Below are 26,535 nucleotides of genomic sequence, written 5' to 3'. Positions count from 1 at the left end.
ACACAATGTTGCCATTATATCGGCTCCCGGGCGGGAAAGCAATGGGTTCTAACCATTGTTCACTGAATTTTTATACATTCCCATGCAGAGAAATCCAATTCGGTTTCAGTCGCTTCCCCGCAGCCTACAGTTTATAATGAAACAAATGAAGATTGGAGACGAATTCCGATGAAAACAACCATTTGGCAAACCATCGACCGGCAGGCGGAGCGCTTGCGGGAGCTCGCTTTATACATCGGCGCGCGCCCGGAGCTGGGGCACGAGGAAGTGCTCGCCGCCGCCCGCTTGACAGATGAACTGGAACGGGAAGGGTTCCGGGTGGAGCGGGGCGTGCTGGGACTGCCGACTGCTTTTCTCGCCACCCTCGAATCTTCGAAGCCCGGTCCGGTTGTCGCTTTTCTGTGCGAATACGACGCGCTTCCCGAGCTGGGTCATGCGTGCGGCCATCACCTGATCGCCGCCATGGGCGTCGGAGCCGCCATCGGGCTGAAGGCGGTTCTGGAGCAGACCGGCGGCACGATCCGCGTGTACGGAACGCCGGCGGAGGAAACCAAAGGCGCCAAAGTGGACATGGCGGCCGCCGGCCTGTTCCGCGATGTGGACGCGGCGCTCATGGCTCATCCCTATCATTCCCATGTAAAGTCGGGAACCTCGCTGGCGATGGATGCCGTCCGGTATGAATTTTTTGGCAAGGCCGCCCACGCGGCAGCCAGTCCGCACGAAGGGGTCAACGCGCTCGACGCCGTGATTCAGCTGTTCAACGCCGTCGCCGCCCTGCGTCAGCAGCTTCCCGCCCACGTCCGGATGCACGGCATTATTACGGATGGCGGCAAAGCGCCGAACATTATTCCGGACTATGCCGCAGCGGAATTTTACCTTCGCTCGGCTAACCGTCCGGTCACGGACGAGGTGGCGGCGAAAGTGCTGCGCTGCGCGGAAGGCGCGGCCCTGCAAACCGGCTGCCGCCTGCAGGCTACTAATTATGAGTATTCCTACGACGAGTTGGTGACCAATGAGGCGCTTTCGGAAGCCTTTACCGCCCAGCTTCAGGAGCTCGGCGTTTCCGGGGAAGCGATCGGGGACGGCAAGGAGAACGGCTCTCTCGACCTCGGCAACGTCTCCCGGCAATGTCCGGCCATCCATCCTTACGTCAAAGTAATTGAAGAACCCTATCTCCTGCACACGCCGGAATTCCGGGACGCGGCGATGCAGCCCCGGGCTATGGAGGGGCTGCTGGTCGGCGCGAAGGCGCTGGCCGCAACAGCCTTTGAGGTCTTGACCGATCCGAAGCTGCTGGAGTCCGTCAAAGCCGGCTTCCGCCGTTCCCTGCAGGACTGACCGTTCTCCGGCAAAAGAAAGCCCCGCCTTTCGGTGAATCCGTAGGCGGGGCTTCTCTCAGGAAACGGGTTCGGCGGACGCGGCGGATACCTCCTGCCGGGCGCGTTCCTCCAGGTACCGGTCTAGCGCCAGCAGCTTGTTGTCCCAGTACCGGTCATAAAACGCCAGCCAGCGCTTCAGCTCAAGCAGCGGAGCCGGATCGAGCCGGTAGCGGGTTTCTCTTCCCGCCCGGCGCGGCACCACAAGTCCCGCATCCTCCAGGATGCGCAAATGCTTGGACACGGCCGTCCGGCTCATCGGAAAATGCCGGCTGAGCGCGGCCACGGGCTGTTCCCCTTCGTCCAGCAGCAAAAGCAGCTTGCGCCGGTTCGGGTCGGCGACGGCGTGGAACACATCCCGTTCCCGGGCGGAAACGCCGGGGTCAGCCTTCGGCATGCTCTGCCAGCTTTTCGACAAGCCCGGTCCAGCCCCGGTCCATGTTCTCCCGAACCGCTTCATGCGGCTGTCCGAATTCCGTGGTTCCTTCCTCCGCCCAGCCGGAATGAATCAGCGTCAGCTCCGTTGTGCCATCCGCCCGTTCCGCCAGCTCGAAGGTCAGCGTCCAGTCTTTGCCCCAGCGAAACGAAAGGCGGCGGTTCGGCTCCGCTTCCGTCACCCGGCAGGGCGATTCTCCAAACGGTCCCGCCTGGAGGGTAAATTCATGCCCGGCCTCGGACACGAGATCGTTCGGCATAAACCAGGCGGCCAATCCTTCCCGGGTCGCGACGGCATTCCATACCTCGCCGACCGGCGCCCGGAGCACTCTGGTTTTGCGGATATCGGGCAGCGGCTTTTTGCCGTTCTCCTGCGTCATCCGTTAAGCCCCCTATTCTTTTTTGGCCTTAACTTTCGATTCCGGCCGGAACCGAAGCGCCGACCACTTGTCGTCGACCGCCACGTTGCTGACGGCCCGGTAATCCGACCGCCCGGAAACAAACGCCCAGAGGATATCCCGATTCAAATCGGTCGGCAGCTTGGCCGTTTTCTTCGGATAAGCGATCCAGAAAACCGCATCCTCCGCAAGAAGCGAGAATGCGGCTGGCAGACGTTCGCCAAGCTCGTCCCGGGTTTGGGCAAACAAAAGCACAAACGCGCAGTGTCCCTCAAGCTCGCTTCCCGCCGCGCCCTGTTCTCCCGACGTCAGGCCGAAGTCATAGCCTTGGGGAGGATAGAGGACCACGGCCGGGTCCTTCTTGTAATGCAGCTTTTTTCGGAGTGTCTCGTCCATGAAGGTCCCTTTCTTTATCGGTTTGTCGCGGCTTCAGCCCCCGAGGCGCCGGTGCCGCCCATTCATTATAGGAAACCAAATGGTTTTACGTCAAGACAAGCGCTCCGGAATAAAAAAACCCTTGCGGGCCTGCCGCAAGGGTTTTTTTATTCCGGTCGGGAGGGGTCAGATTTCGAATTTGGCCAGGGATTCCTGCAGCGATTGCGACAGGGTTTCCAGGCTTTCCGCCAGCTTCATCAAACCTTCGCTGACGTTCAACTGCTCGTTGGAGAGCGAAGCGACTTCCTGCGAGGTCGCCGACGATTCCTCGGATACCGCGCTCACGTTGGTCATCGCCACGTTCAGCTCGGTTTGGGTGGAATCCAGCGCGTGGATAGACTCGGACACCTCGGACAGCTGGTTGGCCAGCCCCGCCATGTGATCGTTTACCTTCTGGAAGATCGCATCCGCTTCCTTCACGGACTGGATCTGCTCCTGGAAGATCGGCTTCGCCTGCATCAGCACGTCGACCGTTTCCCCGATCTCGCTTTGGATTTTGTCGGTGATTTCTCCGACAACCCCGATGTTGTGCTTCGTCTGCTCGGCCAGCTTGCGGATTTCGTCGGCGACGACCATAAAGCCTCTGCCGGCCGTTCCCGCCCGCGCCGCTTCGATCGTGGCGTTCAGCGACAGGATGTTGGTCTGCTTCGCCATATTGCCCAGCACATCGAGAATTTTGCGGATCGAGTAGGTGCTGTCCTTCAGCTTGTCGACCTTCTCGACCATCGAGCGGGTCATTTCCTCCGTGGAGGCTGTTTTTGCAGTCAGCTCGACCATGTACCGGGTGCCCTGCTCGCTTGACTGCTGCACTTCGTTGGCCGCGGAAACCATCTGGTTGTTGGCCCGGACGGTTTCCTGGAGCTTTTCTCCGATCAGATGGGTAAGCGAGTTGCCCTTCTCCGCTTCGGTGGCAAGACTCGACGCTCCGTTAGCGATCTCCTCGGTCGCGATGGCGATTTCCCGCGCGGAGGTTGTGGTCGTCTTGGACGCATTCAGAAGCTCGATCGCCGTCTGCTGCACTTCGGCGGCCGATTTGTTCGTCTGATGCATCAGCCGGGTGATTTGCTCCATCATCTGGTTGTAGCTGCTGCCGAGCTGGCCGATTTCGTCCCGTCCGTTAAAGGTCGCGCGTCCGGTCAAATCGCCCGATTCCGCCCGCTTCATGATGTTGCGCAGGCCCCGGAGCGGCTTGCCGATCATGTTGGCGACGAAGAAACCGACGCCGACGGCAACGAGCGCCGAAAGCACAACCGAAATCCAGAGCACAGTCGTAATCGCTTTGGTTCCGCCGAGAAGCTCGGCGTACGGAACCGTTGCGACGACGGTCCAATCCGTTTCCGCCAGCTTTTTGTAAACAACCAGGTTGTCTTTTCCGTCGATATCCTTGTTCACGCCAAGCGCCGTGTCCGTTGCGGCTTTCTTCTCGTCCTCGCTCAGAGCGAGGATGGTCGGCTGCTCCAGACGGCTTTGGTCTTTGGAATAAAGGACGTTGTTCTGCGCGTCCAGAATGGCAATCTGCCCCGTCTCGCCCATCTTCAGGTCGCCGATGTAGCCGTCCAGCGCATCAAGCGCGATTTCAAACAGCAGCACCTGCTCCCGGTCGCCCGTCTGGGGAACGGTCATCAGCCGCGCCAGCCCGAAGACCGGCTCGTTCATATCCCCCGAATAGCCTTTCAGCTTGGTGGAAAGCCAGACCGCCTTGCCGTTCGCATCGACGGTTTGTTTGAACCAGTCCGTCTGCTGGTATGTTTTTTCGGTGTCGTTGCCGAAGGTTCCCGCCGTGCTTATGGGCCCTTGGACGCCGGTCGGCAGAATGTGAACCCGGACGATGCCGGATTTGCCCATGGTGATGGCCGCCAGCTTCTCGTTGACTTTACGGAATTCGATGAATTTGTCATAGTCGTCGTCAAGTCTTGCTTTCCAGCTGGTATAAGTAGACATCAGATCGCTGTCCGTAATGACTTTGGTCGATTCGTCGTTGTAATTGGTCAAGGCCAGTTCAAGCTTGTCGGCCAGCTGCGTAACCGTTTGCTCATTGGAATTCCGCACTTGATCCGTTATGATGCTCTTGGCCTGCTGATAAGAAAAAAGTCCGACGGCCAGCACCAAAACTACGATGCAGAAAAAGAATGCGATAAACAATTTGGCCCCGACGGAGCGGTTCATCTGGGCCTTTTGCGCCAGGCTTTTCCAATCCAGCGGCTTTTTGCCGCCTGCTGCCGGTTTTCCGGTCTTTACGGCCTTGTCCGGTTTTTCTTTCTTGGGTCCCTTGGGTTTTCCGGGTTTGGTTTTCTGGGTTGTTTGACTTAATTCGTCCCCCTCTTTCCCATTCGGTTTTTTCTTCATTGGGCTCCACGCCATGTCTGCCACCGTCCTAGTGAAGGATACCTGCTTCCTTGGTTTGCCGCTCACTTATTATTTCGGCACTTTGTTGCTAATTTGTTAATCCCGAAGTCTCTGTTTTGTAATTCGACAATATATGCCACATCCCTGCCATGAAATGTTCTCTACAAAAAAAAACTCCCCGAAGGGAGCGATAAGTTGTTTCAATTTGATACTTTTTGTTTAAGGGGCAGCTTTTTGCGCATCAGATCAAAGGGATGAACCGGCTGATCGACCCGGAACCGGACGTGCTGCAGCGGGTGCCGGGCCGCATCGAGCGGGTTTCCTTCGGCATCCTCCAGCGTGCCTACCGTCTGGCGGAAGAAGAGGCCGTTCGGACCGGTAAACTCGACCTCCTGCCCTGGCTTGAAGTGATTTCTCTGTTCGACCAGCGCCATGCCGGTCGACTCGTCGTACTCCAGCACCAGGCCGGCAAAATCGTAGGGGACCGCTTTATCCTCGGCGCCGTAAATATGATCCTCGCGGCCCGGGGCGCTGAAATAAAAGCCGGTATTGAGCGGACGGTTGGCCGCTTTGTGGATTTCCTCCACCCAGCGCGGGTCCAGCTTGTAGCCGGCCGGGTCGGCCAGGTAAGCGTCGATCGCCTGCCGGTAGGCGTTGACCACCGTGGCGACGTAGTGAATGCTGCGCATCCGGCCTTCGATTTTGAAGCTGTCGATGCCCGCTTCAATCAGCTCCGGAATATGCGCGATCATGCAAAGATCCTTCGCGCCCATCGCAAACGGATCGTCTTCCGCCTCGAATAGCGCCTCTTCGCCGGCGTACAGATCGTATTTCCAGCGGCAGGACTGGCAGCAGCCGCCCCGGTTTGAATCCCGGTCGGTAAAATGGTTGGAGAGGACGCAGCGGCCCGAAAACGAGCTGCACATCGCCCCGTGAATGAAGGTTTCGATTTCGATGCCGACATGCTCCCGGATGCTCTTGATGTCGGCAAAGCTGGCCTCCCGCGCCAGCACCACCCGGTCGGCCCCTTCCTCTTTCCAGTACTGCACCGCCCGCCAGTTCAAGGTAGACTGCTGCGTGCTCAGGTGAACCTCGATGCCCGGGGCTTCGCGGCGGCAGGTTTCAATAATCATCGGATCGGCGACGATAATGGCAGCCACTCCGGCATCCTGCAGCCCGCGCAGGTAAGCGCCCACTCCTTCGATATCCTCGTTATGGGCGATAATGTTGGTGGTTACGAACACTTTGGCTCCGTACCGCTTCGCAAATTCGACCCCTTCCCGCATTTCCTCCAGCGTAAAATTGTCCGCTCCGGAACGAAGGCCGTACTGCTGCCCTCCGATATAGACGGCGTCGGCGCCGTACCGCACGGCAAATTTCAGCTTTTCCAGACTGCCCGCAGGGGCGAGCAATTCAGGCCGTTTCATGGTGTCACCTCCGTGGTTTTCTGGACGCGAGGCGAAAACAACGGCCCGAATGACTTCCGGCCGTTGTCTCCCCGCGGATCAATAAACTTGTTCCTTGTAGTAAAAACCGAAGGACAACGGTCGTCCTTTCGGCTGAATCGCTTCGATCTCCGCAAGCCAGGACGGGTCCAGCCAATCGTCCCGTCCCTCGGCGCAGGCGTCGATCGCCTGCCGGTAAATCGAAGTGACGGTTTCGTTGTAATCCGGCGTTTTGAGCAGACCGTCGATGCGAAAGCTGTCAAACCCGCCTTCCATGAGCTCCTTCAGATTTTCCAGCATGCACAGGTCTTCCGAGCTCATAATGTGCGTTCCGTTCGCGTCCTCGAAGACGGGAAACCGCTCATCGGGCCGCTCCGCTTCAATGAGCGTCAGCGCGCGCCCCGCGCCGGTTTCTTCGCCGGGACTCCAATTTCCCTGATGCTCACGGTACAAGCTTACGAGCGGACGCTTGGAATGATATATGTTCGTCATGCCGTGAACCTGCACCTGCACTTCCAGCCGGCAGCGTTGTTTGAACTCGACCGCTTCCTCCATGTTCAGCTCGCGGGACAGGAAAACCCGCGTCGCTCCCCGCCGTCCCCAATAATTGGCCGCCTCGTAATTGGTGGCGAGCATTTCGCCGTTCCAATGCAGCGGGAGGGTAACCCCCGCTTCGCGCATGGCGGGGATGACGCCGGGGTCGCCGAACAACAGCGCGTCCGCGCCGGCCGTGGCGATTTCCCGCAGATAATCGGGCAGTTCGTCGGCCAGTTCGTTGGTCAGAACGGCCGTGGCGGCGACATACAGCCGGGCTCCCGCTTCATGCGTCATCCGCACGGCTTCCCGGATCGCGGCCGGATCAAAGCTGCCGGGCAGACGCAGGCCGAAGCGTTCCCCGCCGACCGCCACCGCGTTCGCGCCAGCACGCAGCACGCGATCCAATTCCTCGAGCGAGGCGGCCGTGACCTGAAGCTCCGGTTTATTCATGAGCAGCACCCGCTTTCCATTTTGTCAATTCTGCTTGCTGATCTCGATGTTCCTCAGATGCTCCTCGTATGTCTTCGCAAACAGATGCTCGCGCGACCCGTCTTTTTTGGTGACGTAAAACAAGTATTCGGACGGCTCGGGAGCAAGCGCCGCTTGAATCGCATCCAGCCCGGGGCTGCCGATCGGTCCCGGCGGAAGACCGTCAATGCGGTACGTGTTATAGGGGCTTTCGATCCGGGTATCCTTCTCGTAAAGGCGCTCCTTGGTTTCGCCGAGCGCGTATTGAACCGTCGCGTCGATCTCCAGCCGCATGCCCGAATCCAGCCGGTTGTAAATCACGCCGGCGATGAGAGGACGTTCGGCCGGCACGGCCGCCTCACGCTCCACCAAAGAAGCGATGGTCAGCAGCTGATGAAGCGTCAGCTTGCGCTCGGCAAGCTTGTCCTGCCAGCCGTCCAGCGTGTCCAGCTTCCGGACGGTTTCATCCGCCATGCGTTTGAGGATGTCTTCTCCGGTGCTGTCAAGCGGCAGTTCATATGTCTCGGGGAACAAGTAACCCTCCAACGGATACGTCAGATCGGGGTTGTCCGGCAAGCTCCCTTGCGGAAGCGATAAATCAAGCGCGGCCGGGTTCTTCGCCAGGCGAAGAAATTCCGCCTCGTCCAGAACGCCCTGCTCGTCCAGCCGGGCCGCCATCTGGGCGACCGTGAAGCCTTCCGGGATGGTGAATTTGAGCGTTTCGGCTCTCACCGTTTCCCCGCCGTTCAGCTTACCGATAACTTCGTCCAGCGTCAAGCCCGGCGCCATTTCGTAGCTGCCCGCCTGGAAACGGCTGCCTTCGTCGCGATAACGAAGGTAGCCCAGGAACACATATTTGTTGCGGATGATGCCGTTCTTTTCCAGTATATCGGCTACACCGGCGGTCCCGGTGCCTTCGGGAATGTCGAACGAAGCCGCGTTCCCGGTCTCGGGCGGCTGCAGCTGGTTCCAGACGTAAGCCGCTCCCGCCGCTCCAAGCAGAAGCAAAATCATAACAAGTCCTGTCAAAAAACGGACGAATTTTCGTCCCCGCGATTTCGGTTTCTTTGCCATGGTTCCTCCAAATTGAGCTTTCCCGGTTTCACTTCCTGCAAGGGCAAGGAACGGCTTTTCAGGATCATGCCTCCGGCCGCCCGCCGTTCGCAGGAAAAAAGAGCGGCGAACGCCGCTCTTTCTCAAAGTTCACCATTCGCGAGCCCCGGGAAAACAAGGCTAGTCTTCAAAAGCGGCGGACATCTCGTCGTACAGCTCCGCGATGTCCTCCCATTCCTCGTCGTCCTCCACGCTCTCCAGCTCCAGCGTTCCGTCTTCCTGCCTCAGAATGCGCAGCACGTCGACGGAATCGGTTTTCTTGAGCTCGGCATCCTGCACGACGGCGTAATACGAACCGCCGACGGTAAACTCCGCCAGCAGGGTATACGTAACGGAAGCGCCATCATCCGCTTCCAGTTCAATCTGATCGCCGCCAAACGCGTCCCGGATCAGGGAAACCGCGACGGCATCCTCTACGCGGTAAGCCATCAGCGTTCCTCTTCTTCCATCTCGGCGACCAGTGTGTTGAACGTTTCTTCGACGATGTTCCATTCTTCCTCGTCGTCGATCGTGTACAGCTTCAAGTCGTCTCCGTCTTCCTCAAAGCGGAAGGCGTAGACTTCCTCCGATTCCTCGTCCTCGGAATCGACCGGAACGACCATCATGTATTGACGATCGGAGCCGTCGACCTCGAACTTCATGATGACTTCGAACTCTTCTTCGTTGCCTTCCTCGTCCGGAATGTAAATGATCTCCGGTTCATCGGTGCCTTGCGCGGCTTCCAGGTCGGCATTCTGCAATTCGTCTTGTGCCATCGTGAACCTCACCTCTTTGTCTTAGAATCGAGAAAGCCTTGAAGAATGAACACGGCGGCCAGCTTGTCGACGACATCCTTGCGCTTCTTGCGGCTGACGTCCGCATCTATTAATGTACGATGCGCGGAAACCGTAGTCAATCGTTCATCCCATAAATGGACCGGCAGCTTTAGGTTATCCCGCAGCCAGTCCGCAAATTCCATGCTGAGCTCGCCGCGCGGTCCAATGCTTCCATTCATGTTCTTCGGCAGACCGACCACGATCTCCTGCACCTCAAACCGTTCTTTCAGCTCGCGCAGCCGGTCCAAATCCGCCTCTTTGCTTTTGCGGCGGATGGTTTCGATCCCCTGCGCGGTCCATCCCATCTCGTCGCTGACCGCTACCCCGATCGTCCGGTCGCCGTAATCAAGCCCCATGATCCGCATGGACGCTTATTTCTCCTTGCTCAGGTAGGAACGGACCAGTTCCTCAATCAGTTCGTCCCGCTCGCGTTTGCGAATCAGGCTGCGCGCGTTGTTGTGACGCGGAATGTAGGCCGGATCGCCGGACAGCAAGTAGCCGACGATTTGGTTGATCGGGTTGTAGCCTTTCTCTTGAAGCGCATCGTAAACCGAAAGCAGCACCTCCCGGGGCGACGTTTCGATCGCGTCCGCTTTGACATCGAACTTCATCGTTTTATCCATGGAACCCATCACCGGCACCTCCCGGAAATAGACTGTAGTCTATATTAAAACATATATTCTCGGCTTAACCGGAAAATCCTCTCCAAATTGGGAAATTGTCCGCCAATTTAGGGGATTTCCGGTTCGGGCCTCAAGCTTGGGCTGCTACGGTTTCTTCCGCCTTGCGCAGAGCGTCCGCCAGCTTGGAGGCATCCTTCCCTCCGGCTTGCGCCATGTCCGGCCGGCCGCCGCCCCCGCCGCCGCATACCGCGGCCGCTTCTTTAATTATCTTGCCGGCGTGGAAGCCTTTGGCGACCAAATCGGGTGTCACAGCGGCCACCAGGTTCACCTTGTCGCCGCTGCCGGCGCCAAGCACGATGATACCCGAAGGCAATTTCGTTTTCAACTGGTCAACCGCCGAGCGGAGGGCATCCATATCCGGCGCGTCGACCTGCTCGGCCAGCACCGGAATTCCGGCGATCGTCTTCACGCGGTCGACCAGGCCGCCGGCTTCGGCGTTCATCAGCTTGCTCTTCAGCGAGTCGTTTTCGCGGCCAAGCTCGCGCAGCTGGGCTTGCAGGCCTTCGACGCGCTTCGGCACGTCCGGCACGTTCGTTTTCAGCAGGCCGGCGGCCTGCTCCAGAAGGCCGAGCTGCTCCTCTACGTAAGCATAGGCGTGGCGGCCGGTCACCGCTTCGATCCGGCGGACGCCGGAGCCGATGCCGCTTTCGCTGACGATCTTGAACAGCCCGATCTCGGACGTGGCGCCGACGTGGCAGCCGCCGCAGAGCTCGATGCTGTAATCGCCTACGCGCACGACGCGCACCACGTCGCCGTATTTTTCGCCGAACAGCGCCATCGCGCCCATCGCCTTGGCCTCTTCAATCGGCTTCTGCACGATGACCAGCTCGGTGTTCAGCCACACCTGCCGGTTGACGCGCGCTTCGATATCCTTCAGTTCCTCGGCGCTGACGCCGCCGAAGTGGGAGAAGTCGAAGCGCAGCCGTTCCGGCGTTACCAGCGAGCCCGCCTGGTTGACGTGCCCGCCGAGCACTTCCTTCAGCGCTTTGTGCAGCAAATGCGTCGCCGTGTGGTTTTTGACCGTATCCGTGCGAAGCGCGCGGTCCAGCTCTGCGACTACCTTGTCGCCGCGGCGAAGCGTGCCGCTTTCCACCGCCACGGTCATGACGTTCTGGCCGTTCGGAGCCTTCGTCACGTCTTTGACGAACGCCTTGACCGTTTCGTTTTCAATCCGGCCGCGGTCGCTGACCTGCCCGCCGCTTTCCGCATAGAACGGGGTCTGGTCGAGAATGACGGCGCACTCCTCGCCCGCTCCCACCATATCCACCATTTGATTCTGATGCACGACCGCCAGTACCTTGGCCTGCGTGATCCATTCCGTATACCCGACAAACTCCGATTTTTCCGTGAAGTCCGCCAGCGGGCCGCCTTGAACCTTCATGCTTTCCGTCTGCTGGCGGGCCGACTGGGCGCGCTTGCGCTGCTCGTCCATCGCCTGGTCAAATCCTTCGCGGTCCACGGAAAGGCCGTGCTCGGAAGCGAAGTCTTCGGTCAGGTCGAACGGGAAGCCGTAGGTATCGTACAGCTTGAAGGCGTCCGCTCCGGACAGTGTCTTCCCGCCGTTCGCCAGTGCAGCTTCGGCAAGACCGGCGAGAATCGCCAGACCGTCGCTCAGCGTCTCGTGGAACCGCTCCTCTTCGTTGCGGATCACCTTGGCGATGAATTCCTTCTTGTCAACCACCTCGGGGTAGTAGACGCCCATGATGTCGCCGACGGTGCCGACCAGCTGATACAGGAACGGCTTGTCCATGCCGAGCAGCTTGCCGTAGCGCACCGCGCGGCGGAGCAGACGGCGGATGACGTAGCCCCGGCCTTCATTGGAGGGCAGCACGCCGTCGCCGACCGCGAAGGAAACGGAACGGATGTGGTCCGCAATAACCTTGAGCGCCACATCGGTCTCCTCGTTCGCCTTGTAGGTCACGCCGGCGATCTGGCAGGTTTCGGCGATGATCGGAGCGAACAGGTCCGTGTCGAAGTTCGAATCGACGTCCTGGAGAATGGACGCAAACCGCTCCAGCCCGGCCCCGGTATCGATGTTTTTGTTCGGGAGCGGCGTATAGCTGCCGTCCTTGTTGTGGTTGAACTGTGAGAAAACGAGGTTCCACACTTCCAGAAAACGCTCGTTTTCGCCGCCCGGCCAGCATTCGGGATCGTTCAGATCGCCGTACTTGTCGCCGCGGTCGTAGAAAATTTCCGTACAGGGGCCGCACGGGCCTTCTCCGATGTCCCAGAAATTATCCTTGTCCAGCTTGTAAATGCGCTCCTCCGGAATGCCGATCTTCTTGTTCCAGATTTCGAACGCTTCGTCGTCTTCCTTGTAGACCGTAACGGAGAGCCGCTCCGGCGCAAAGCCGATCCATTCCTTGCCGGTCAGAAATTCCCACGCCCAGGTGATCGTCTCTTCCTTGAAGTAATCCCCGATCGAAAAGTTGCCCAGCATCTCGAAGAACGTATGGTGGCGGCGGGTTTTGCCGACGTTTTCGATGTCGTTCGTGCGGATGCATTTCTGCGCGTTGGCGATGCGCGGGTTTTCCGGCTTCGTCCGGCCGTCGAAATACGGCTTCAGCGGCGCCATCCCGGCGTTAATCCACAAAAGCGACGGATCGTTGTGCGGCACGAGCGGAGCGCTCGGCTCGATGCGGTGTCCTTTGCTGGCGAAGAAATCCAGCCACTTCTGACGAATTTCACTAGCTTTCATAACGTAAGACCCTCCCAAAATGTTTCATGCTTTGCCAAACAAAAAAGCCCCTGCGCATGCAGGGACGATCGTGTCGCGGTACCACCCTGGCTACTGCGGGCCCTCTCCCCGCTATAGCGGGAAAACGAAGCGTGCAGTCACCTTAAACGGACGGTAACGGGTCCAGCCGGCGGTTGTCAACCGCACTCCGAAAGCGGCACGATCGCGCTTGGTCCGAGAAGCCCTTGCAGCCGGTGATCAAAGCGCATTCCGCCGGACACTCGCCCAAAGGACGGGTTTCCGATACGGGGACTGCGCGTTTCCGCTGATCGCCGGGGCTTCCTCTCTGCCGGTCAGACTGCGAACGCATGGTTTTCGTCAACGTTTTAACCAATTATAAACAGCGCTTCGGGCCTTTGTCAACGCTCGCCCGGTCATCCGGGCGGATGCCGCCGGTCAGTTCGGAAGCGGCTCGTGTCCGTCCTTGAGCAGGAAAGAATAGCTGGACTGGACGTATTCCAGAACCTTGTCCGCGATGATCCGGTGTCCTTCCCGGTTCGGGTGGATGCCGTCCACGCAAAGGTACTGGGTGAAGTCCGGGTTTTGCAAAAAGGCGCCGCGGATGTCGATCCATTTGGTCCGCGTCTCCTGGGCCACTTTGATCACCATGGAGTTGTACCGCTCCTGCCACCAGTAAATCTTGGTGGCGTTTCCGAGCCATTTGAGGATGTTGGTTTCGGCGAGCGGGTTGTTCCGGCATACCCATTTCAAATAGTTCTCCGCGTTCAGCGGCGGCAGCGTCATCAGGACGGGAATGATCCGCCGGCTCTTGAGGAAATGGATCGTGTCCTTCAGCTTCGCTTCGAATTCGTGAAAGTCCGTCTTCGGGCTGTGCTCGTCGTCCGGGTTGTCCGCGATCTCGTTCCAGTTGAAGTCGCAGTCGTTCCCTCCGTATTCGATCACCACAATGTCCGGCGTATCGGCCTGCACATCGTTCTTCAGCCGGCTGATTCCTTTGGTCAGGGTATTGCCGAAGCGGGCCGTGTTGCGGATGATGCCTTTCAGCTTGTTCTGCAGGATAGAGACGTAATTCTCCTCCAGCACCACGTATTTTCCCTTCTCCTCGTCGAAAATGACACCCTTGGAAATGGAATCCCCGGTAACGAGCAGCTTGTAATTTCTTCGGATATCGTCTATAGTCATAGGTTTACACCCCGGGCCTTTAGTTTCTCTATTCAGTATAGGCAGAGCCGCCCGCAAAGTCAATTTTTCCGCATGCCGAAAGAGACCTTTCCCGTCAGGCCGACTTGCGCCTGATGTAATACTGGAGGATGTACTGAACCAGCACCTTCAATACCGCGTAAAACGGCACCGCCATGATCATCCCGAGCACGCCCCCGATCTCTCCCCCGGCCAGAACAACCAGAATAATGGTAAGCGGATGCATGTGCAGCGTCCGGCCGACGACCTGCGGCGAAATGACGTTTCCCTCCAGAAGCTGCACGATCCAGTTGACCAGGATGACGTAGAGCACCATTTTCCAGGAGATGGTGAGGGCGAACAGCAGCGCCGGCGCCGCTCCGAAATAAGGACCGAGGTACGGGATAATGTTCGTGAGCGACACGACGGAGGCAAAAAGGAGCGGATACGGCAGGCCGATCAGCCAGTACCCCGCCCAGGACATAATCCCGACGATGAGACAGACCAGAAACTGTCCCCGCACGTAATTCCCGAGCGCATCGTCAACCTCCGTCAGCAGCCGGACCGCGTGGCGGCGGTGCCGTTTCGGAATAAACGACAGCAGCCCGCGCTGGATGCCCTGAAAATCACGCAAAATGTAATAGGCGAGGAACGGGATGATAAAGCCGAGAAACACCGTGTTGAGCGTAGTGCCGATACGGTCGATGTAGCGGGAGATGGCGCTGGAGATGCCTGCCTCCAGCTTGTCCAGAGAGCGGGTGATGCCCAGGCGGACGCTTTCCGGAACGTAGCGGCTGTCGTTAAAGTTCGCCAGGAAGGCTTGCGCGCGAGCGGTGAACTGCGGCAAATGCTCGTTCAGCTCGGTGAGCTGCCGGATGAACATCGGGATCAGGTTGACCAGAATCACGGCGAGGGAGGCGAGGAATACCGCGTAAATCAGCAGAATCGCCACTCCCCGCGGCACCTTCCGCTCGCCGAGCAGGTTGACGATGGGGTTCAGCACGTAGGAGATGATCATGGCGATAAAAAAAGGCGCGAGCACCGCGCTCGCCAGCCCGTAAGCATTCAGCAGCAAGGGCTTGACCAGCAGCAGCATGCGCACGACCAAAAGCGCAAGGAGCGACAGCGTCAGTCCCTTGAACCAGCGGTTATTAAAAAAGGATTCCACACCATACACCTCCGGAAGGACTTGCCTTCTTCAGTATATGTGGAATCCCGGAGCTCTAATCCCCTTCGCGCCTTCCAAACGGGAAAAAGCCGGAAATGCGCGTTCCCGGCCGGCCGCGTGGAGCGTTGTTCCCGAAAAAGTCAGTTCGCCTGCATCTGCGACAAATGCGGAATCATGGGGACATCCTCGAAAAACAGGTCGTCAAGCGAACTAAGCGTCCCATCTTCCTCCACTTGAAAAACGGACATTTTCTCTCCGTTTACGGTCAGCTCAATAAAGCAGCCCCAGCAGTAGAATTGATGGGAGCCGATTTTTCCGATATCTTTGGAGTTGCAGTTTGGACAACGCATCCATTTATCACCCTATCTCCTCGTTAGTAAGCGGTCTTACCTCCAGGCGGCTATGTATCGGCACGATGACAGCGTCTTCACCGAGGGTAGCCTCTTCCGGAAATGGAAGCCACTTGCGCCCTTCCGTTAAATCGGAAAGGAAGCCTTCCGACATTTCGAAACCTACTATTCTTTTATCCACTTTTTCCTCCATGTAAACATCTTCGAGCACCCCGATTTCTTGTCCATTTCTTGTCAGCACCGGCAGGCCGACGATTTTGGGGTCCCGCAGCAGATAAAAGGCGTCCGAAATCTCGGGGCATTCCGCGATGACGTCCTCCCGGTCCACGGTGACGGCGTCCTCCCCGGCGGAAACGACCTTGTCCCATACGACCGCCCGGGGGGCGGTAAACCAGGTTCTCGTTTCCAGCAGCAGGCAGTTCACCCGCCACCCGGAATCGAACATGATGTCCTTGACCTGGCCGATCCGGCGTCCGGTGGAAAGCTCGATCACCGGCAAGCCGACGATATCGCGCGCTTTGCGCATCCCTGATCCCGCCTCGTTTCGTTTTGCGCCGCCCGGGTTTGCTTTGCGCCGCGCGGCGGCGCTTCTAGTATTTACAAAACGGCGGGCCGGCTATGCGGAGCGCCCGGCAGGTTCCCCTTACTTACGGATTCGGGCGGCGGCGGTTGCAACGATCTCGGCGGCGCGGAGCATCTCCTCCCGGGTGTTTCCGGCGCCGAGGCTGAACCGGACCGAGGAGCGGATGCAGCCCGCGTCCAGGCCCATGGCCTCCAGTACGTGGGAGGGCTGAAGCGAACCGGAGGTGCAGGCGGAGCCGCTGGCGGCGGCGACGCCCGCCAGGTCCAGGTTCATCAGCAGCGTCTCCGCCGGAACGTCGGGAAAGGCAAGATTGAGGATATGCGGGAGCCGTTGCGCTTCATCGCCGTTTACGACAGGCTTCGCCGCGGCCGGCAGCCCGTCGCGGAGCGCGTCAAGCAGCACGCCGCGCAGCGTTTCCAGCTCGCTTCGTCGTTCCTCCATCGAAGCGGCGGCCAGCCGGACCGCTTCCGCAAAACCGACGGCGCCCGGCACGTTTTCCGTCCCGGCCCGGCGGTTTCGCTCCTGGGTCCCGCCGAAAAGCTGGGCTTTCAGGCGGACGCGGTCGGCGGCGTAAAGGGCGCCCATGCCTTTCGGGCCGCGTATTTTATGCGACGACAGGCTTAACAGATCGATGGGCAGCCGCTTTAAGTCGATGGGCAGCGAACCAAAGGCTTGTACGGCGTCCGAGTGAAAAAGGACCCCCGCTTCCCGGGCGACCGCCCCGATCTCGGCCACGGGCTGCAGCGTGCCGGTCTCGTTGTTGGCGAACATGACGGAAATGAGGAACGTATCCGGGCGCAGGGCGGCCTTTACGTCATCGGGCGAAACGCGCCCTTTGGCATCCACCGGCAGATAGGTTACTTCCACGCCCATCTCCTCCAGCCGTTCGCAGGCGTGGAGCACGGCGTGATGCTCGATCCGGCTCGTGATGAGATGCCCCTTGTAGCCTCCCGCCGCGGCAAGGCCAAAAAGCGCCAGATTATCGCTTTCGGTGCCGCCCGAAGTAAAGATGATCTGCCGGCCCGATACGTTCAAGGCCCGGCCGATCCCGTCCCTGGCGCGCGTGACCGCGGCCAGCGCCTCGCGCCCGAAGGAATGGATGCTCGAGGGGTTGCCGTACGCCTCCGACAGATAGGGAAGCATGGCTTTCAAGACATCGGGGTGCATCGGCGTCGCCGCCGCATGGTCCAAATAAATCCGGTTCATGTCGAACCTCCTCCAAAAAATCGGACAAAAAAACGGGCCGCACTCTCGCTGCGGGGAAGCTGCTTCGTCCCCGCCCCGACGGCTGTCCGTTTTTCGGCCAAGCATGGTGAATGGCGTTCCGGGTTAGTTCCGGGCTAAATGTAGAACATATAATTGCCTATATCTACAGGATTGTAGCAGAGTCAAGATTAACCCGCAATACTACTGGTTTTTTTTGATTTCATACCTACAAGTATCTACATTAATAAACAACGAAATACAATAAAAAATGTGGGGAAGGCGTGGGTATCAAAAAAGAGCAGGAAGGACCGAACGCCTTTCTGCTCTTTTTACTTTATCAACGGCTGCTCCTGTAAGCCGTTAAGCCCCGACGATCCCGATCGGTCGTCGTGGACAGCTCCGCATAGGTCGGCATCCGCCGGTATTTCGTGAAATAGTTGTACACGATCCGAAGCAATTTTCGTTCAAAATCCGTGAGCATTAAAACCGTGCCCCCGTGACTTCCCCGAAATCCACCCATTCAAAACCCTCGTCAAATTCGATTTTTACCCGCCGTAAGTGCGGATCTATATACGCCACGATCCCGGTAAGCTGCCGGATCTCATACTCGGTCCAGATGCCCAGTGTAATCGGCACCACGTCCGCGCGGGCCACCCGGATCATGCCGTCGATCTCGTCGATCTCCTCTGGCGCGAGTATCGTTGACTTTATTATATGCGAACAAAAGTTCGTTTATCAAGAAAAATACTCAAAAGTATCACAACACGGAATGCACGTTCCCTTATAATCCAGACCGATAGAGAGTATAATATTCCTAATATTCCCTACTACGGAGAAGATTATGGAGCAATCTGATATCTTTAATGTTTATATCGATGAAGCCGGCGATGAAGGTTTTGCAGTTAAAGAAGAAAAGTGGGTAAGTTCCGAATGGTTTATAATCGGAGCGCTTATTGTGCGCAAATCAAATGATTTGCAGCTTTCAAGATGTGTAGACACAATTAAAGCGCATTTCAAATTTGAAAAATGTCGTCAAAAACCCCTCCATTTTGTTGATATGCCACACGACAGAAAGAAATATGTCATCAGCTGTTTGGTGTCAACTGGGTTGTTTCGATGCTGTTATGTTGCAGTAAATAAAAAAAGAATGCAGAAACCAGAAACTTTCAAAGCGCATAAAGGATTTCTTTACAATTATTACACTAGGTATCTTTTGGAGCGCGTTTCTTGGCTCGTTGATAGTAAAGGGCATAGCAAGGCGAACTTAATCTTCGAAAACAGGAGTAGCACCTCTTTTGAAGAGTTAGAGCGTTACATTAAACAAATTGAAAAGGACAGAACTGTTCAAATTCGCAAGAACACAATTCTCAATACCCAAGCTCTAAATAAAAGCCAAAGCAAAAATCTGCAACTAGCCGACGCCATAACAAGTTCACTCTTTAAGGCACTCGAGAAGAATAGTTTTGGATTGTACGAAGAGAGTTACATTCTGCAGTTAAAATCGCATGTATATAACGTTGCTAACAACTATCATTCATATGGAATGAAGTTTTACCCGATGAATTCTAACGATGATGAAATTATTTTAGAGTACCCTTGGCTAGAGCTGTTTACAAAGCCCAAGGTCATGGTATAATATGGATAGAGCAGGCGTGCGCGAGGCAAAAACAAGGTCGTTTGATAACGGCAGCGTCAATTGGACGTGGGATCCTTGTTCTCGGAGTCTGTTTCTTTCTTTATTAATAAAGCCCCCAATTTTGCCTTGTTGGCAAGTGGGGGCTTTCATTATTAAGCCGTCAAAATCGGTTCAGACTTTTTAATGGCATTGTACTCCAACCGGATTTCGAGTGCGGTAGAACAGCGTCAGCACCGCGATAGTCGCGGATATTCGCCGCAAGCTAACCCGTCCGGGCGAGCTTTTGCATAAACTCTTCACCCACTCCCAACATCATGGTAATATTAGCCATAGGGAGGTGACGATTTGATAATCCTGATGATTGTGTGTTTTGTGCTGTTAGTAGTCTTTTTATGGCTGATGATAAGAACTGCCATCAAGAAAAAACCATACGCTATTCACTTCGCCGGATTGATGCTCAGTTTTGTGGGGGTCATAATTGGGTTGGTCATGACAATTTCGGAAGATACGCCGTCTGGCACGGACTACCTGAGATATTTAGAAAATAAAAATGCCCCCATTACTGAAACTTCATCCGTAACTGTATCGGCAGAGGAATTTCGGCTGATTAAAAATGGAATGTCATATAACCAAGTAAAAAAAATAATTGGTGGGGCGGGAGAACTTATTTCGGAAGCTGGCGACCCCGACACCGATTCCCACTCGGTGATTTACTCTTATCAAGGAGTCGGAGATCCTGGGGCAAACGCTACCTTCTTATTCCAGGGTGGAGCATTGGATAGTAAATCTCAATTTGGGCTTGAATGACCCGGATGGAATTGAACTATACCGAACGGCCCGCGAAAAGCAAAAAAACGCCTCGACCGCCGAATAGGCAGCGAGGCGTTTTGCTTGGCGAATAAGGCCCCACACGCCTATTTGGTGTGTGGGGTTGTCTGGCATCGTCTGATGTAGAAGTTTTATTTGCAGGGGGACATTTTAAGAGCAGAAAGATCTTTTTCGGCACGCACAATACTTTGCCACAAAATTTTAATGAGCTCTTCTTTGGGTTTTTTCATAAGTTCATCTTTCACAAGAAATCATCCTCTCTTAAAGGCCTAGAGATCTTACATTATCTGCTTTGTCCCCTAGTTGTAAAATCATTGCTTCGGCACTTTTCTTTTGTTTCTCAAGTTCATTTTTCTTTAACCTTGCAGACCACTTTTCATACATTTCAATTAGGTTGACAAAAAATTCACCAGATGAACGGTAAAAGGCAATCACTACGAGCTCTCTTTCAAATATCCCGCAAAAACTTTTACCCACTGGCGTAAACATCGTATCATCATCTGTTACGCCTTTTAGGACTGCTACGCTTAGATATTCCATCTTATTCAAAACATAAAGAACTTGTGATTCCACTTTTATTATCATCTCGGCAAGCTGTTCTTTTGATAGCTCGTCGCTGGTGACTGTATAATTTCGAAAATATAGTTTACTATCTGTCACGGGTTCTTTGATCTCTCTTGCTAAAGCCTCTCGATATTGATTGTAAGCTGGTAAAATTTCTGAGGCGTAGATATCGAGGAATTTCAATGAGTTCTCTACAGCTGCACGCTCAGACTTTTCCTTCATGTCCTTCTTTAAAAGGCGGACCTGTGAAATAGTTACCCACAAACCAATGCCCAATGCAACACCAGCTACATCATTCAGAAAAGAAAATGTTTCTTTTAGCCAGTCGAACATATTACAAGAAATCTCCCCCTCCGTATATAGATAATTCGCCAAGAGGAGGGTAATTCCTTTTTATCCCATTAACTTTTTTTGCACTTCTTAATTTTATGTAATCATAAGTTAATTCTTACCTATTTACAAATAAATAAACGCCCCACTATCCTATTCGATTGGCGGGGCGCTTTGCATTGTACGGAGTTAAGACTCTGCCGCCGTTTCCGGTGAAAGGATCGGAGCTGGCTTTTTGACGGCGTTATGATCGAGGACCGCTTTTTCCACGGCCGCCTGAATCTCAGCCGCCGAAAACTTGATCCCCAGTTTGCCAAGCCCTGCGGAGACATACCCCAGAGCTGCTTGCAGTTTGTCCGGCCCTCGTCCGTCCTGATAGGTTGCCTCCGCCAGTGCCATGCCCTCGGCTGCTAACCGGTGCAGGATAACCCGCAGTTCGGCAGTCGTTCGCCGTTCAAGCCAGGTCATAACCTTTGCCCGGAGCTGGGCAACAATCGTCAGGATAACGGCCGTCAGTGCCCCCAGGAGCGCCGTCACGATAGCCGATAAATACGGCTGCGCTGCGTCGATAATGGTTTGCATAGTTATTTCCCCTCCCTCTCTTTTTCAAGCTTATCCAGCACGGTCAAAATACGCGCCAGATCCCGCGATACATTTTTATCCGTCAGGTACGTACCGTACCGCTCCATAGCCGGTGCCGCCCATTCAGGTGCGGGCTTTTCACGCAGCTGCTCCTTCAGAGCCTCGATTTGTTCGCTCTGTTCGGATACCATCCCCGCCAAAGCAACCGCCGTCTTTTGCAGCTCCGTGGCCGTCCGCTCCAGCTCCTCCATGCGCCGTTTTTCTTCCGCAGTCATCGGCTCCTCCTCCTTGTCCGGCAGCTCCTCCGCTGCGTCGTATCGGTATAGGTTGTGCGCGTCCATAATAGCGATCAACTTGTTAGCGTAGCCTGGATCAGTCGCATAACCGGCCTTGGCGATCTCCCGCGCCGCCGTCCGGCCGTCCGCCCCGAGGACTTTATGATAGAGCTTCCGGTCCCAGCTCACGCCGCCGGTGATCAGCGCGGAGTGGTCTGCGACCGACTCGCCCCAATCGCCATAGGCCCGGAACGGCGCATCCACCGTAACCCACTTGCCGCCGACATGCTCACGCGTCTGCATGGTCACGCTGCCAGCCGGTCCTTTGCCTTTGATGCCAAACAGATTGTTTGCCTTGACGGTCAGCCCGCTATTACCGTTGGCCGACTCCAGGCAACCCTGGGCGATGGTCAAGCTTGCCGGGATGCGCGTGCGCCGCATGTCAGCGACCGCATATGGGGCCAGCTTGGCGATAAACTGCTCGCGTGTGTATGGCATCAGACTCCACCCTCCCGCTTGATGCTCTGCTCATCCGATTTTGCGGGGTTATTCCCCCGCTTGTCCTCGGCCAATTGGGCCAGAAAGTCCCGCAGCCCTGGAGGCAGATAGACGCCGAGGACGCCGAGATTTTCGACGATTGACAACCCTTCGCGCCCGGCATAAAAGTAAATCGCGGCAGTTCGAAAAATCGGATCTCCCGGTTGAATCCAGTTGTCAACGAGTGCAGAGAGCCCGATAATCACCAGCACGGTGATTTTCCGGATGCCCCCCCAAAACATGACGTCCGAGTTAACGGTCTTGGACTTGATAGCCCCAAGAAATCCCGTCAGGTAGTCAAATGTCATAGCTACAACGAGAAACTTCAGCGGGCCGTCCCAGCCGCCCAAATGGCCTGTTACTGTCGCAAACACCCCGGCGAGAGATATAGAACCGCCAACCCCCATTTCTCGCCACCCGGAACCCACTGCCGCTGTGTGGATGACCGTAAGAAATTGTTTAATATGCGCAAACGTAGTCGCCACCCCCCCGTTAAATAAAATAGCCCTCGACTGTAGCGCCAAGGGCCTTGGATCAGTTGCTCGGGGTGATTAAGCCCAAGCTACCCAAAGCTTGGATAAGTGCATTAAGCTTCGTCTGGACATCGCTCGCGCCTGCGTAATACACCGTCTGCTTGGTGCGTGGAGCCGTACCATAAAACCCGATGCTGCCGCCACCAACTCCGATTCGTGTATTGACCCCTTGGAGGTTGGTTTCACCCGTCACCTGGAGGCTGGCCGCCTTAACCAGACCGGTTGATGTAAGCGTGTTGACGTTTGAAGCTCCGTCGACCTTCAGACCGCCCAACGTCCCAAGGCCACTGACGGTGATCGCGGCGAAAATGGAGCCGTCCCCCTCACCACTTGGAGCGACGTTGTGATTGACTTTGCCAAGGATGATGTACGTGCCGGAGACAGCGGCCAATAGCACGCGATCGCCAATCTGAGGCTGATAGCTGGCGATGTAGGAATATTGCTTAGCCGACGCCTCCGACTCTCCATCAAAAGTAATCTTCGCCGTCCCGTTGGTATGCAGAGCGGCCACAACAGCCAGCCGGAACTCCGATCCTTCCGGAGCAGTCGCCAGCGATTGAAGCAACTCGTCTGGAGTAGGGATACTCATATATGAATCACCCTCCTGCAAGTGTGTGTCATGCGGCCTCCCGGCGTGAGCTCCATCGACCAACTGGTTTCTAAGTACTTATCCCCAACGGCTAGTTCCTGGTGCTCGACAAAGAGCATATCCAAGTGGCTATGGTGCGGCATGATCGCCGTGCTGAAGACTAGCTTGCCGTAAATTTGACTGCCCTCGTAGGCAATGCGCTTGGTATAAGCGTCAAGCGTCGCCTGATTCAGCACGTCGTCAACTTGACGAAAATCGACTATCGTCCGGTTGCGGTTGACGGTGCTTGTGACGGATGTAATCAGGTCGTTGGTGTACCGGCTGACGATCGGGCTTTTTTCCGGATTACTGGCGACGATCACCCATTTATTCGGGACAGCGAAAAGGTCAAGCTCCTCCTGCGCTCCCGAATGCATCACGGATAATTCGTCGTCCCGGTAACTGTATTCCGCTTCCCGATCCGTCGGAAGGATGTAAGGCGCGGCCACAAAGTAACCCGCCTCGTCCACCCATAGAGACGTGTAATTGATCTCCGTCAGGAGTTGATTGGCCGCCTCCAGCTTAGTCGTCCCGATCTCGAAGTCTCGATCCGTTCCGAGTGCGCCGCCGTGGCTTACCAGATTGGCCTTGCTGATCCCAGCCGAGTAAAGGATACCTTTAACGGCGTCCGTATATGTCGTGCCCGCCGGGATACGGTAACGGTCAGCGAATCTGTCCTCCCGAAGGATCAGGCTTGCGTCATATGCCTCGATGTTACGAGTTATCCCCGTCCCGGTACTCTGCCGAACGGGAGAAGATAGCAAAAATACGCCGAGCGGCCACTCGGCGTATCCATCGTCCGGCATGCGCAGCAAAAAAACCGGACGTATCCGGTCATTAAGCCAGTCGATATTGTTGGCGTCGGCATCCTCTACAACAAATTGAGCGGTCCGTTTGATCTCATCCTGAGACGCCATAGAGACTTGCCCGGACGTCCCGCCAGACAGTTCGCCGATCTTGACGTCATATCGACTCAGAAGGTCGTACCGGACCTTTATTTCCCGCGTCCCATCTCTCGCGTGAAGCCGGTCAATTATCGCTTCCTGGTCGTAACCGGAGACTGCAAGGTTGAGCATTACAATGCCACCTCCTCGTTATAATCCACTTGCGTCAGAACAAAGGATACGCTGTAACCGAGTAGCTTCCCGATACGCTCCTCCTTGTATGCCAGCCCGCTCATCATGGCCCAAAAACGGACGCCGCGAGGGTTGCGATACAATAACGGCCGCCGCCGATCGTGCATGGTGATCAACCGTTCGATTTTGTCGTCCGACATAAAGCAAGCGAGCTGAACGCTGTGTTCCATGTGCTCGGACATCTCGATAACTGGGTATGAGCGGCCGACAAAGTTGATAGATTTCCCGGACGACGTGCGGTTAAATTCTTTCGGCGGTCTGGTGCTCAGGCTTCGTCTCAGTTCAATAGTTTCATTGCCTTGGGTTAGTGCACCATTCGTGAGCGTTGTCGTTGCGGTCACTATATCGCTGTCAACGTAGGTATCAGCTGAAGACACCACGCGGACATAATATTCGGAGGATTGACCACTTCTGAGCGTGGAATCAACGAACAACCCGGTACCATTTTTTGCGATCGGCAAAAAAGCTCCGCCTGACGATCTATAAAGAACAAAATCTCGTATCGTGTATGGCTGGATTTGGTATTGCAAGCGATAAGGTGTCCATCTAAAACCCATTGTATTTGTGGGGACCGTCCAAACGCCTGTGTAAGTTATTACCGGGCCGACCGATGTAGAGAGACCATCGAGGGCGCCATCGCCTATCCAGCGCCGCATCCAACCTTTTGTGCCTGTCCCATTGTAAGGAATAATCTGAGATGCCCATAGGTCGGCATTCACCATAACCCACCCATAAAAATACGCTTTGATCTCGTCAAAGGTTGGCGTGTAGCTCGGCCCCCATCCACTATCCGCATTGGGAATCCCAATATATAGATTGGCATTATAAGCAGGTTGATCTGCGTCAAAGATTTCATCAGGACCTGTTGCGCCGGCTGTTGTTTTATGCGATAGAGGTACACCATTGTATTTTGTTGCCCCTTTAGTGCCTGGCATAACGTTAGGCATTAACCCCAAGACTCGCACAACGCAATGGGTCGATAACCGTTGGTGAACCTCCCACGCTAATTCTCCGGTCAATAACAAACTAACCATTTCCGCTTGAGGGGGCGCTGTCCCGGTTGCTAGTATTGATGGTCCGTAGTCACCATCGCTCAGTAGTATGTTTGGCTTCCCTGGTTTTTTGGTTGAAACAATAAACGTTGTGCTCCCCCATGAAGACCATAGATCATACTGGTTTTTGATCCTGACGCGAGCCTCGTAACCGCCCTCTCCCAGGAAAGCTGCGACCTTGTGCAGTCTCGCGGAAACCCCCGGCTGGATTCCAGAGTCATAGACCACATTCCCCGCGTTATCAGCGACTTGTAGCTGATAAACCTGTTGATCGGTTGCAGACCATCCAATCACAGGACGAGCCGTGTAAGGGGATGCGGAGTTTACCAATGGCGTCGCCGGAGCTCCGATTGCATAAAAGGTGGATATGCTGCTGTACGGGCTGGTCTCATTGTATTCGTTGATCGTCTGGACACGCCAATAGATCGTCCCCGACGGAAAAAAGTTAGCAGGCGCATCATGAAAGGTGTTGGCCGATGTGACGTTGATCGTCGACCAAGAAACCCCGTTTGTAGACCATTGCAGATTGAACCCCTTTTGCATCCCACCAACCGAACTGTTGTAGACCCAAGAGAGACGGATGACACCGGAGTTGTTTTTGTACGCCCCGATAGGATCGAGCGGCGTCGGGGCGTCTGGGGGCACGTCAGAGTACGTAACCGTGAGGATCGGAGGGTTGCTTCCGTGCTCCCTAGACTTGATTCGGATCTCCTTCGCGTGACCTGGACTCTGTGGCGTGTCTTTCGGGCTTATCGAGATCCAATGAGCCCCTGCTGAAGCTTGTACAGAGGAGGCGGGAACAATCAATTCGAAATACCCGCTCTGCCCCGAAGATATGGTGTTGGAATAGGCAATTAACGCATACGATGCCCATGTTCCGGATGCATCGATTTCCGTTTCAATCTTTCCGTCGAGTTCGGGATGCACTCCGTCGCCAACAATGTCCATACCCGCGTCTATTGCGTTTGTTGTGAAGATGCCTAGGACGACTCTGTCAATCCTCTTGCGGGCCGGAATGGAACTGTTGTCAAACAAAAACAGAGGGATGAGACGAGGGGCTTGAGACGTCTGGATGTCACCTGTAGGGCCGTAGGAAGCAAGTTTAAGTTCAGTCGCCCCGCCGTATTTGGCATTCGGGGCATTTCTATCAATGTATGTGTCGCCCAAACAAGGAAGCGTGATCGTATATTGTGCCATCG

Annotated in this window: 29 protein-coding genes; 3 read left to right on the top strand and 26 right to left on the bottom strand. The window is 56.0% G+C overall.

Features of this window, described 5'->3' with window-relative positions:
• Window positions 1–168: 168 nt before the first annotated feature.
• A complete protein-coding gene (locus AC6I6H_RS03175; RefSeq protein ID WP_497951154.1) occupies window positions 169–1,338 on the top strand; it encodes a M20 family metallopeptidase in 1,170 nt (389 codons plus the stop codon).
• 57 nt (window positions 1,339–1,395) lie between these two features.
• Here AC6I6H_RS03175 and AC6I6H_RS03170 read toward each other — a convergent pair whose 3' ends face one another.
• The 19 genes from AC6I6H_RS03170 to AC6I6H_RS03080 all read right to left on the bottom strand — a co-directional run bounded on the left by AC6I6H_RS03170 (window position 1,396) and on the right by AC6I6H_RS03080 (window position 17,934).
• Window positions 1,396–1,773 (bottom strand): ArsR/SmtB family transcription factor, encoded by a 378-nt coding sequence (locus tag AC6I6H_RS03170; RefSeq protein ID WP_497951150.1) that lies wholly within the window; start codon window positions 1,771–1,773, stop codon window positions 1,396–1,398.
• Window positions 1,760–2,191, bottom strand: coding sequence for an SRPBCC family protein (locus AC6I6H_RS03165; protein WP_497951146.1), 432 nt, complete (start codon window positions 2,189–2,191; stop codon window positions 1,760–1,762). Before AC6I6H_RS03165 ends, AC6I6H_RS03170 begins: the two co-directional genes overlap by 14 nt.
• 12 nt (window positions 2,192–2,203) lie before the next feature.
• Window positions 2,204–2,605 (bottom strand): hypothetical protein, encoded by a 402-nt coding sequence (locus tag AC6I6H_RS03160; RefSeq protein ID WP_497951144.1) that lies wholly within the window; start codon window positions 2,603–2,605, stop codon window positions 2,204–2,206.
• 165 nt (window positions 2,606–2,770) lie between these two features.
• On the bottom strand, window positions 2,771–5,005 hold the full coding sequence (locus AC6I6H_RS03155; RefSeq protein ID WP_497951141.1) for a methyl-accepting chemotaxis protein: 2,235 nt from the start codon (window positions 5,003–5,005) through the stop codon (window positions 2,771–2,773).
• A gap of 185 nt (window positions 5,006–5,190) precedes the next feature.
• Window positions 5,191–6,417: a peptidase U32 family protein gene (locus AC6I6H_RS03150; protein WP_497951139.1), complete on the bottom strand. Its 1,227-nt coding sequence runs from the start codon at window positions 6,415–6,417 to the stop codon at window positions 5,191–5,193.
• Between the two features lie 78 nt (window positions 6,418–6,495).
• Window positions 6,496–7,422: a peptidase U32 family protein gene (locus AC6I6H_RS03145; protein ID WP_497951137.1), complete on the bottom strand. Its 927-nt coding sequence runs from the start codon at window positions 7,420–7,422 to the stop codon at window positions 6,496–6,498.
• A gap of 24 nt (window positions 7,423–7,446) precedes the next feature.
• The gene (gene mltG, locus AC6I6H_RS03140; protein ID WP_497951135.1) at window positions 7,447–8,514 is read right to left on the bottom strand and encodes an endolytic transglycosylase MltG; all 1,068 of its coding nucleotides are present in this window, start codon (window positions 8,512–8,514) and stop codon (window positions 7,447–7,449) included.
• 159 nt (window positions 8,515–8,673) lie between these two features.
• The gene (locus AC6I6H_RS03135; RefSeq protein WP_497951131.1) at window positions 8,674–8,982 is read right to left on the bottom strand and encodes a DUF1292 domain-containing protein; all 309 of its coding nucleotides are present in this window, start codon (window positions 8,980–8,982) and stop codon (window positions 8,674–8,676) included.
• On the bottom strand, window positions 8,982–9,308 hold the full coding sequence (locus AC6I6H_RS03130) for a DUF1292 domain-containing protein (protein WP_497951127.1): 327 nt from the start codon (window positions 9,306–9,308) through the stop codon (window positions 8,982–8,984). The genes AC6I6H_RS03135 and AC6I6H_RS03130 overlap by 1 nt, the downstream gene beginning before the upstream one ends.
• 8 nt (window positions 9,309–9,316) lie before the next feature.
• The gene (gene ruvX, locus AC6I6H_RS03125; RefSeq protein WP_497951125.1) at window positions 9,317–9,733 is read right to left on the bottom strand and encodes a Holliday junction resolvase RuvX; all 417 of its coding nucleotides are present in this window, start codon (window positions 9,731–9,733) and stop codon (window positions 9,317–9,319) included.
• A 6-nt stretch (window positions 9,734–9,739) separates the two neighbouring features.
• A complete protein-coding gene (locus AC6I6H_RS03120) occupies window positions 9,740–10,000 on the bottom strand; it encodes an IreB family regulatory phosphoprotein (protein ID WP_497951121.1) in 261 nt (86 codons plus the stop codon).
• Window positions 10,001–10,121: 121 nt separating this feature from the next.
• A complete protein-coding gene (alaS, locus tag AC6I6H_RS03115; protein ID WP_497951119.1) occupies window positions 10,122–12,749 on the bottom strand; it encodes an alanine--tRNA ligase in 2,628 nt (875 codons plus the stop codon).
• 435 nt (window positions 12,750–13,184) lie between these two features.
• Entirely contained in the window at window positions 13,185–13,931 is a 747-nt protein-coding gene (locus AC6I6H_RS03110; protein WP_497951115.1) for an SGNH/GDSL hydrolase family protein, read from the bottom strand.
• A gap of 94 nt (window positions 13,932–14,025) precedes the next feature.
• Window positions 14,026–15,096 (bottom strand): AI-2E family transporter, encoded by a 1,071-nt coding sequence (locus AC6I6H_RS03105; RefSeq protein WP_497951113.1) that lies wholly within the window; start codon window positions 15,094–15,096, stop codon window positions 14,026–14,028.
• A 140-nt stretch (window positions 15,097–15,236) separates the two neighbouring features.
• Window positions 15,237–15,446, bottom strand: a complete 210-nt coding sequence (locus AC6I6H_RS03100; protein ID WP_497951111.1) for a YrzR-like zinc ribbon domain — start codon at window positions 15,444–15,446, stop codon at window positions 15,237–15,239.
• Window positions 15,447–15,453: 7 nt separating this feature from the next.
• Window positions 15,454–15,972, bottom strand: coding sequence for a PRC-barrel domain-containing protein (locus AC6I6H_RS03095; protein ID WP_497951109.1), 519 nt, complete (start codon window positions 15,970–15,972; stop codon window positions 15,454–15,456).
• 117 nt (window positions 15,973–16,089) lie between these two features.
• Complete coding sequence (locus AC6I6H_RS03090; protein WP_497951107.1) at window positions 16,090–17,235, bottom strand: cysteine desulfurase family protein; 1,146 nt, start codon at window positions 17,233–17,235, stop codon at window positions 16,090–16,092.
• Between the two features lie 337 nt (window positions 17,236–17,572).
• Window positions 17,573–17,716: a hypothetical protein gene (locus AC6I6H_RS03085; RefSeq protein WP_497951105.1), complete on the bottom strand. Its 144-nt coding sequence runs from the start codon at window positions 17,714–17,716 to the stop codon at window positions 17,573–17,575.
• A complete protein-coding gene (locus tag AC6I6H_RS03080) occupies window positions 17,716–17,934 on the bottom strand; it encodes a YolD-like family protein (RefSeq protein WP_497951468.1) in 219 nt (72 codons plus the stop codon). Before AC6I6H_RS03080 ends, AC6I6H_RS03085 begins: the two co-directional genes overlap by 1 nt.
• A 142-nt stretch (window positions 17,935–18,076) precedes the next feature.
• On the opposite strand from AC6I6H_RS03080, the gene AC6I6H_RS03075 reads away from it, so the two are divergent.
• Window positions 18,077–18,871, top strand: coding sequence for a DUF3800 domain-containing protein (locus AC6I6H_RS03075; protein WP_497951102.1), 795 nt, complete (start codon window positions 18,077–18,079; stop codon window positions 18,869–18,871).
• 345 nt (window positions 18,872–19,216) lie between these two features.
• On the top strand, window positions 19,217–19,678 hold the full coding sequence (locus AC6I6H_RS03070; RefSeq protein WP_497951097.1) for a hypothetical protein: 462 nt from the start codon (window positions 19,217–19,219) through the stop codon (window positions 19,676–19,678).
• Between the two features lie 282 nt (window positions 19,679–19,960).
• Here the strand turns inward: AC6I6H_RS03070 and AC6I6H_RS03065 are convergent, their stop codons facing one another.
• The 7 genes from AC6I6H_RS03065 to AC6I6H_RS03035 form a co-directional block, all read right to left on the bottom strand.
• The gene (locus AC6I6H_RS03065; protein ID WP_497951093.1) at window positions 19,961–20,596 is read right to left on the bottom strand and encodes a DUF4760 domain-containing protein; all 636 of its coding nucleotides are present in this window, start codon (window positions 20,594–20,596) and stop codon (window positions 19,961–19,963) included.
• Between the two features lie 186 nt (window positions 20,597–20,782).
• Window positions 20,783–21,175, bottom strand: coding sequence for a phage holin, LLH family (locus tag AC6I6H_RS03060; RefSeq protein ID WP_497951091.1), 393 nt, complete (start codon window positions 21,173–21,175; stop codon window positions 20,783–20,785).
• A 2-nt stretch (window positions 21,176–21,177) separates the two neighbouring features.
• Window positions 21,178–21,948, bottom strand: coding sequence for a glucosaminidase domain-containing protein (locus AC6I6H_RS03055; RefSeq protein ID WP_497951088.1), 771 nt, complete (start codon window positions 21,946–21,948; stop codon window positions 21,178–21,180).
• Window positions 21,948–22,394 (bottom strand): phage holin family protein, encoded by a 447-nt coding sequence (locus tag AC6I6H_RS03050; RefSeq protein WP_497951086.1) that lies wholly within the window; start codon window positions 22,392–22,394, stop codon window positions 21,948–21,950. The genes AC6I6H_RS03055 and AC6I6H_RS03050 overlap by 1 nt, the downstream gene beginning before the upstream one ends.
• Window positions 22,395–22,521: 127 nt before the next feature.
• On the bottom strand, window positions 22,522–23,109 hold the full coding sequence (locus AC6I6H_RS03045; RefSeq protein WP_497951084.1) for a hypothetical protein: 588 nt from the start codon (window positions 23,107–23,109) through the stop codon (window positions 22,522–22,524).
• Window positions 23,106–24,224 (bottom strand): hypothetical protein, encoded by a 1,119-nt coding sequence (locus AC6I6H_RS03040; protein ID WP_497951082.1) that lies wholly within the window; start codon window positions 24,222–24,224, stop codon window positions 23,106–23,108. Before AC6I6H_RS03040 ends, AC6I6H_RS03045 begins: the two co-directional genes overlap by 4 nt.
• A complete protein-coding gene (locus AC6I6H_RS03035) occupies window positions 24,224–26,533 on the bottom strand; it encodes a fibronectin type III domain-containing protein (protein WP_497951080.1) in 2,310 nt (769 codons plus the stop codon). Before AC6I6H_RS03035 ends, AC6I6H_RS03040 begins: the two co-directional genes overlap by 1 nt.
• Between the last annotated feature and the right edge of the window lie 2 nt (window positions 26,534–26,535).

It is taken from the genome of Gorillibacterium sp. sgz306347 (genome assembly GCF_059735245.1).
This window is presented reverse-complemented; position numbering and strand designations above follow the sequence as displayed.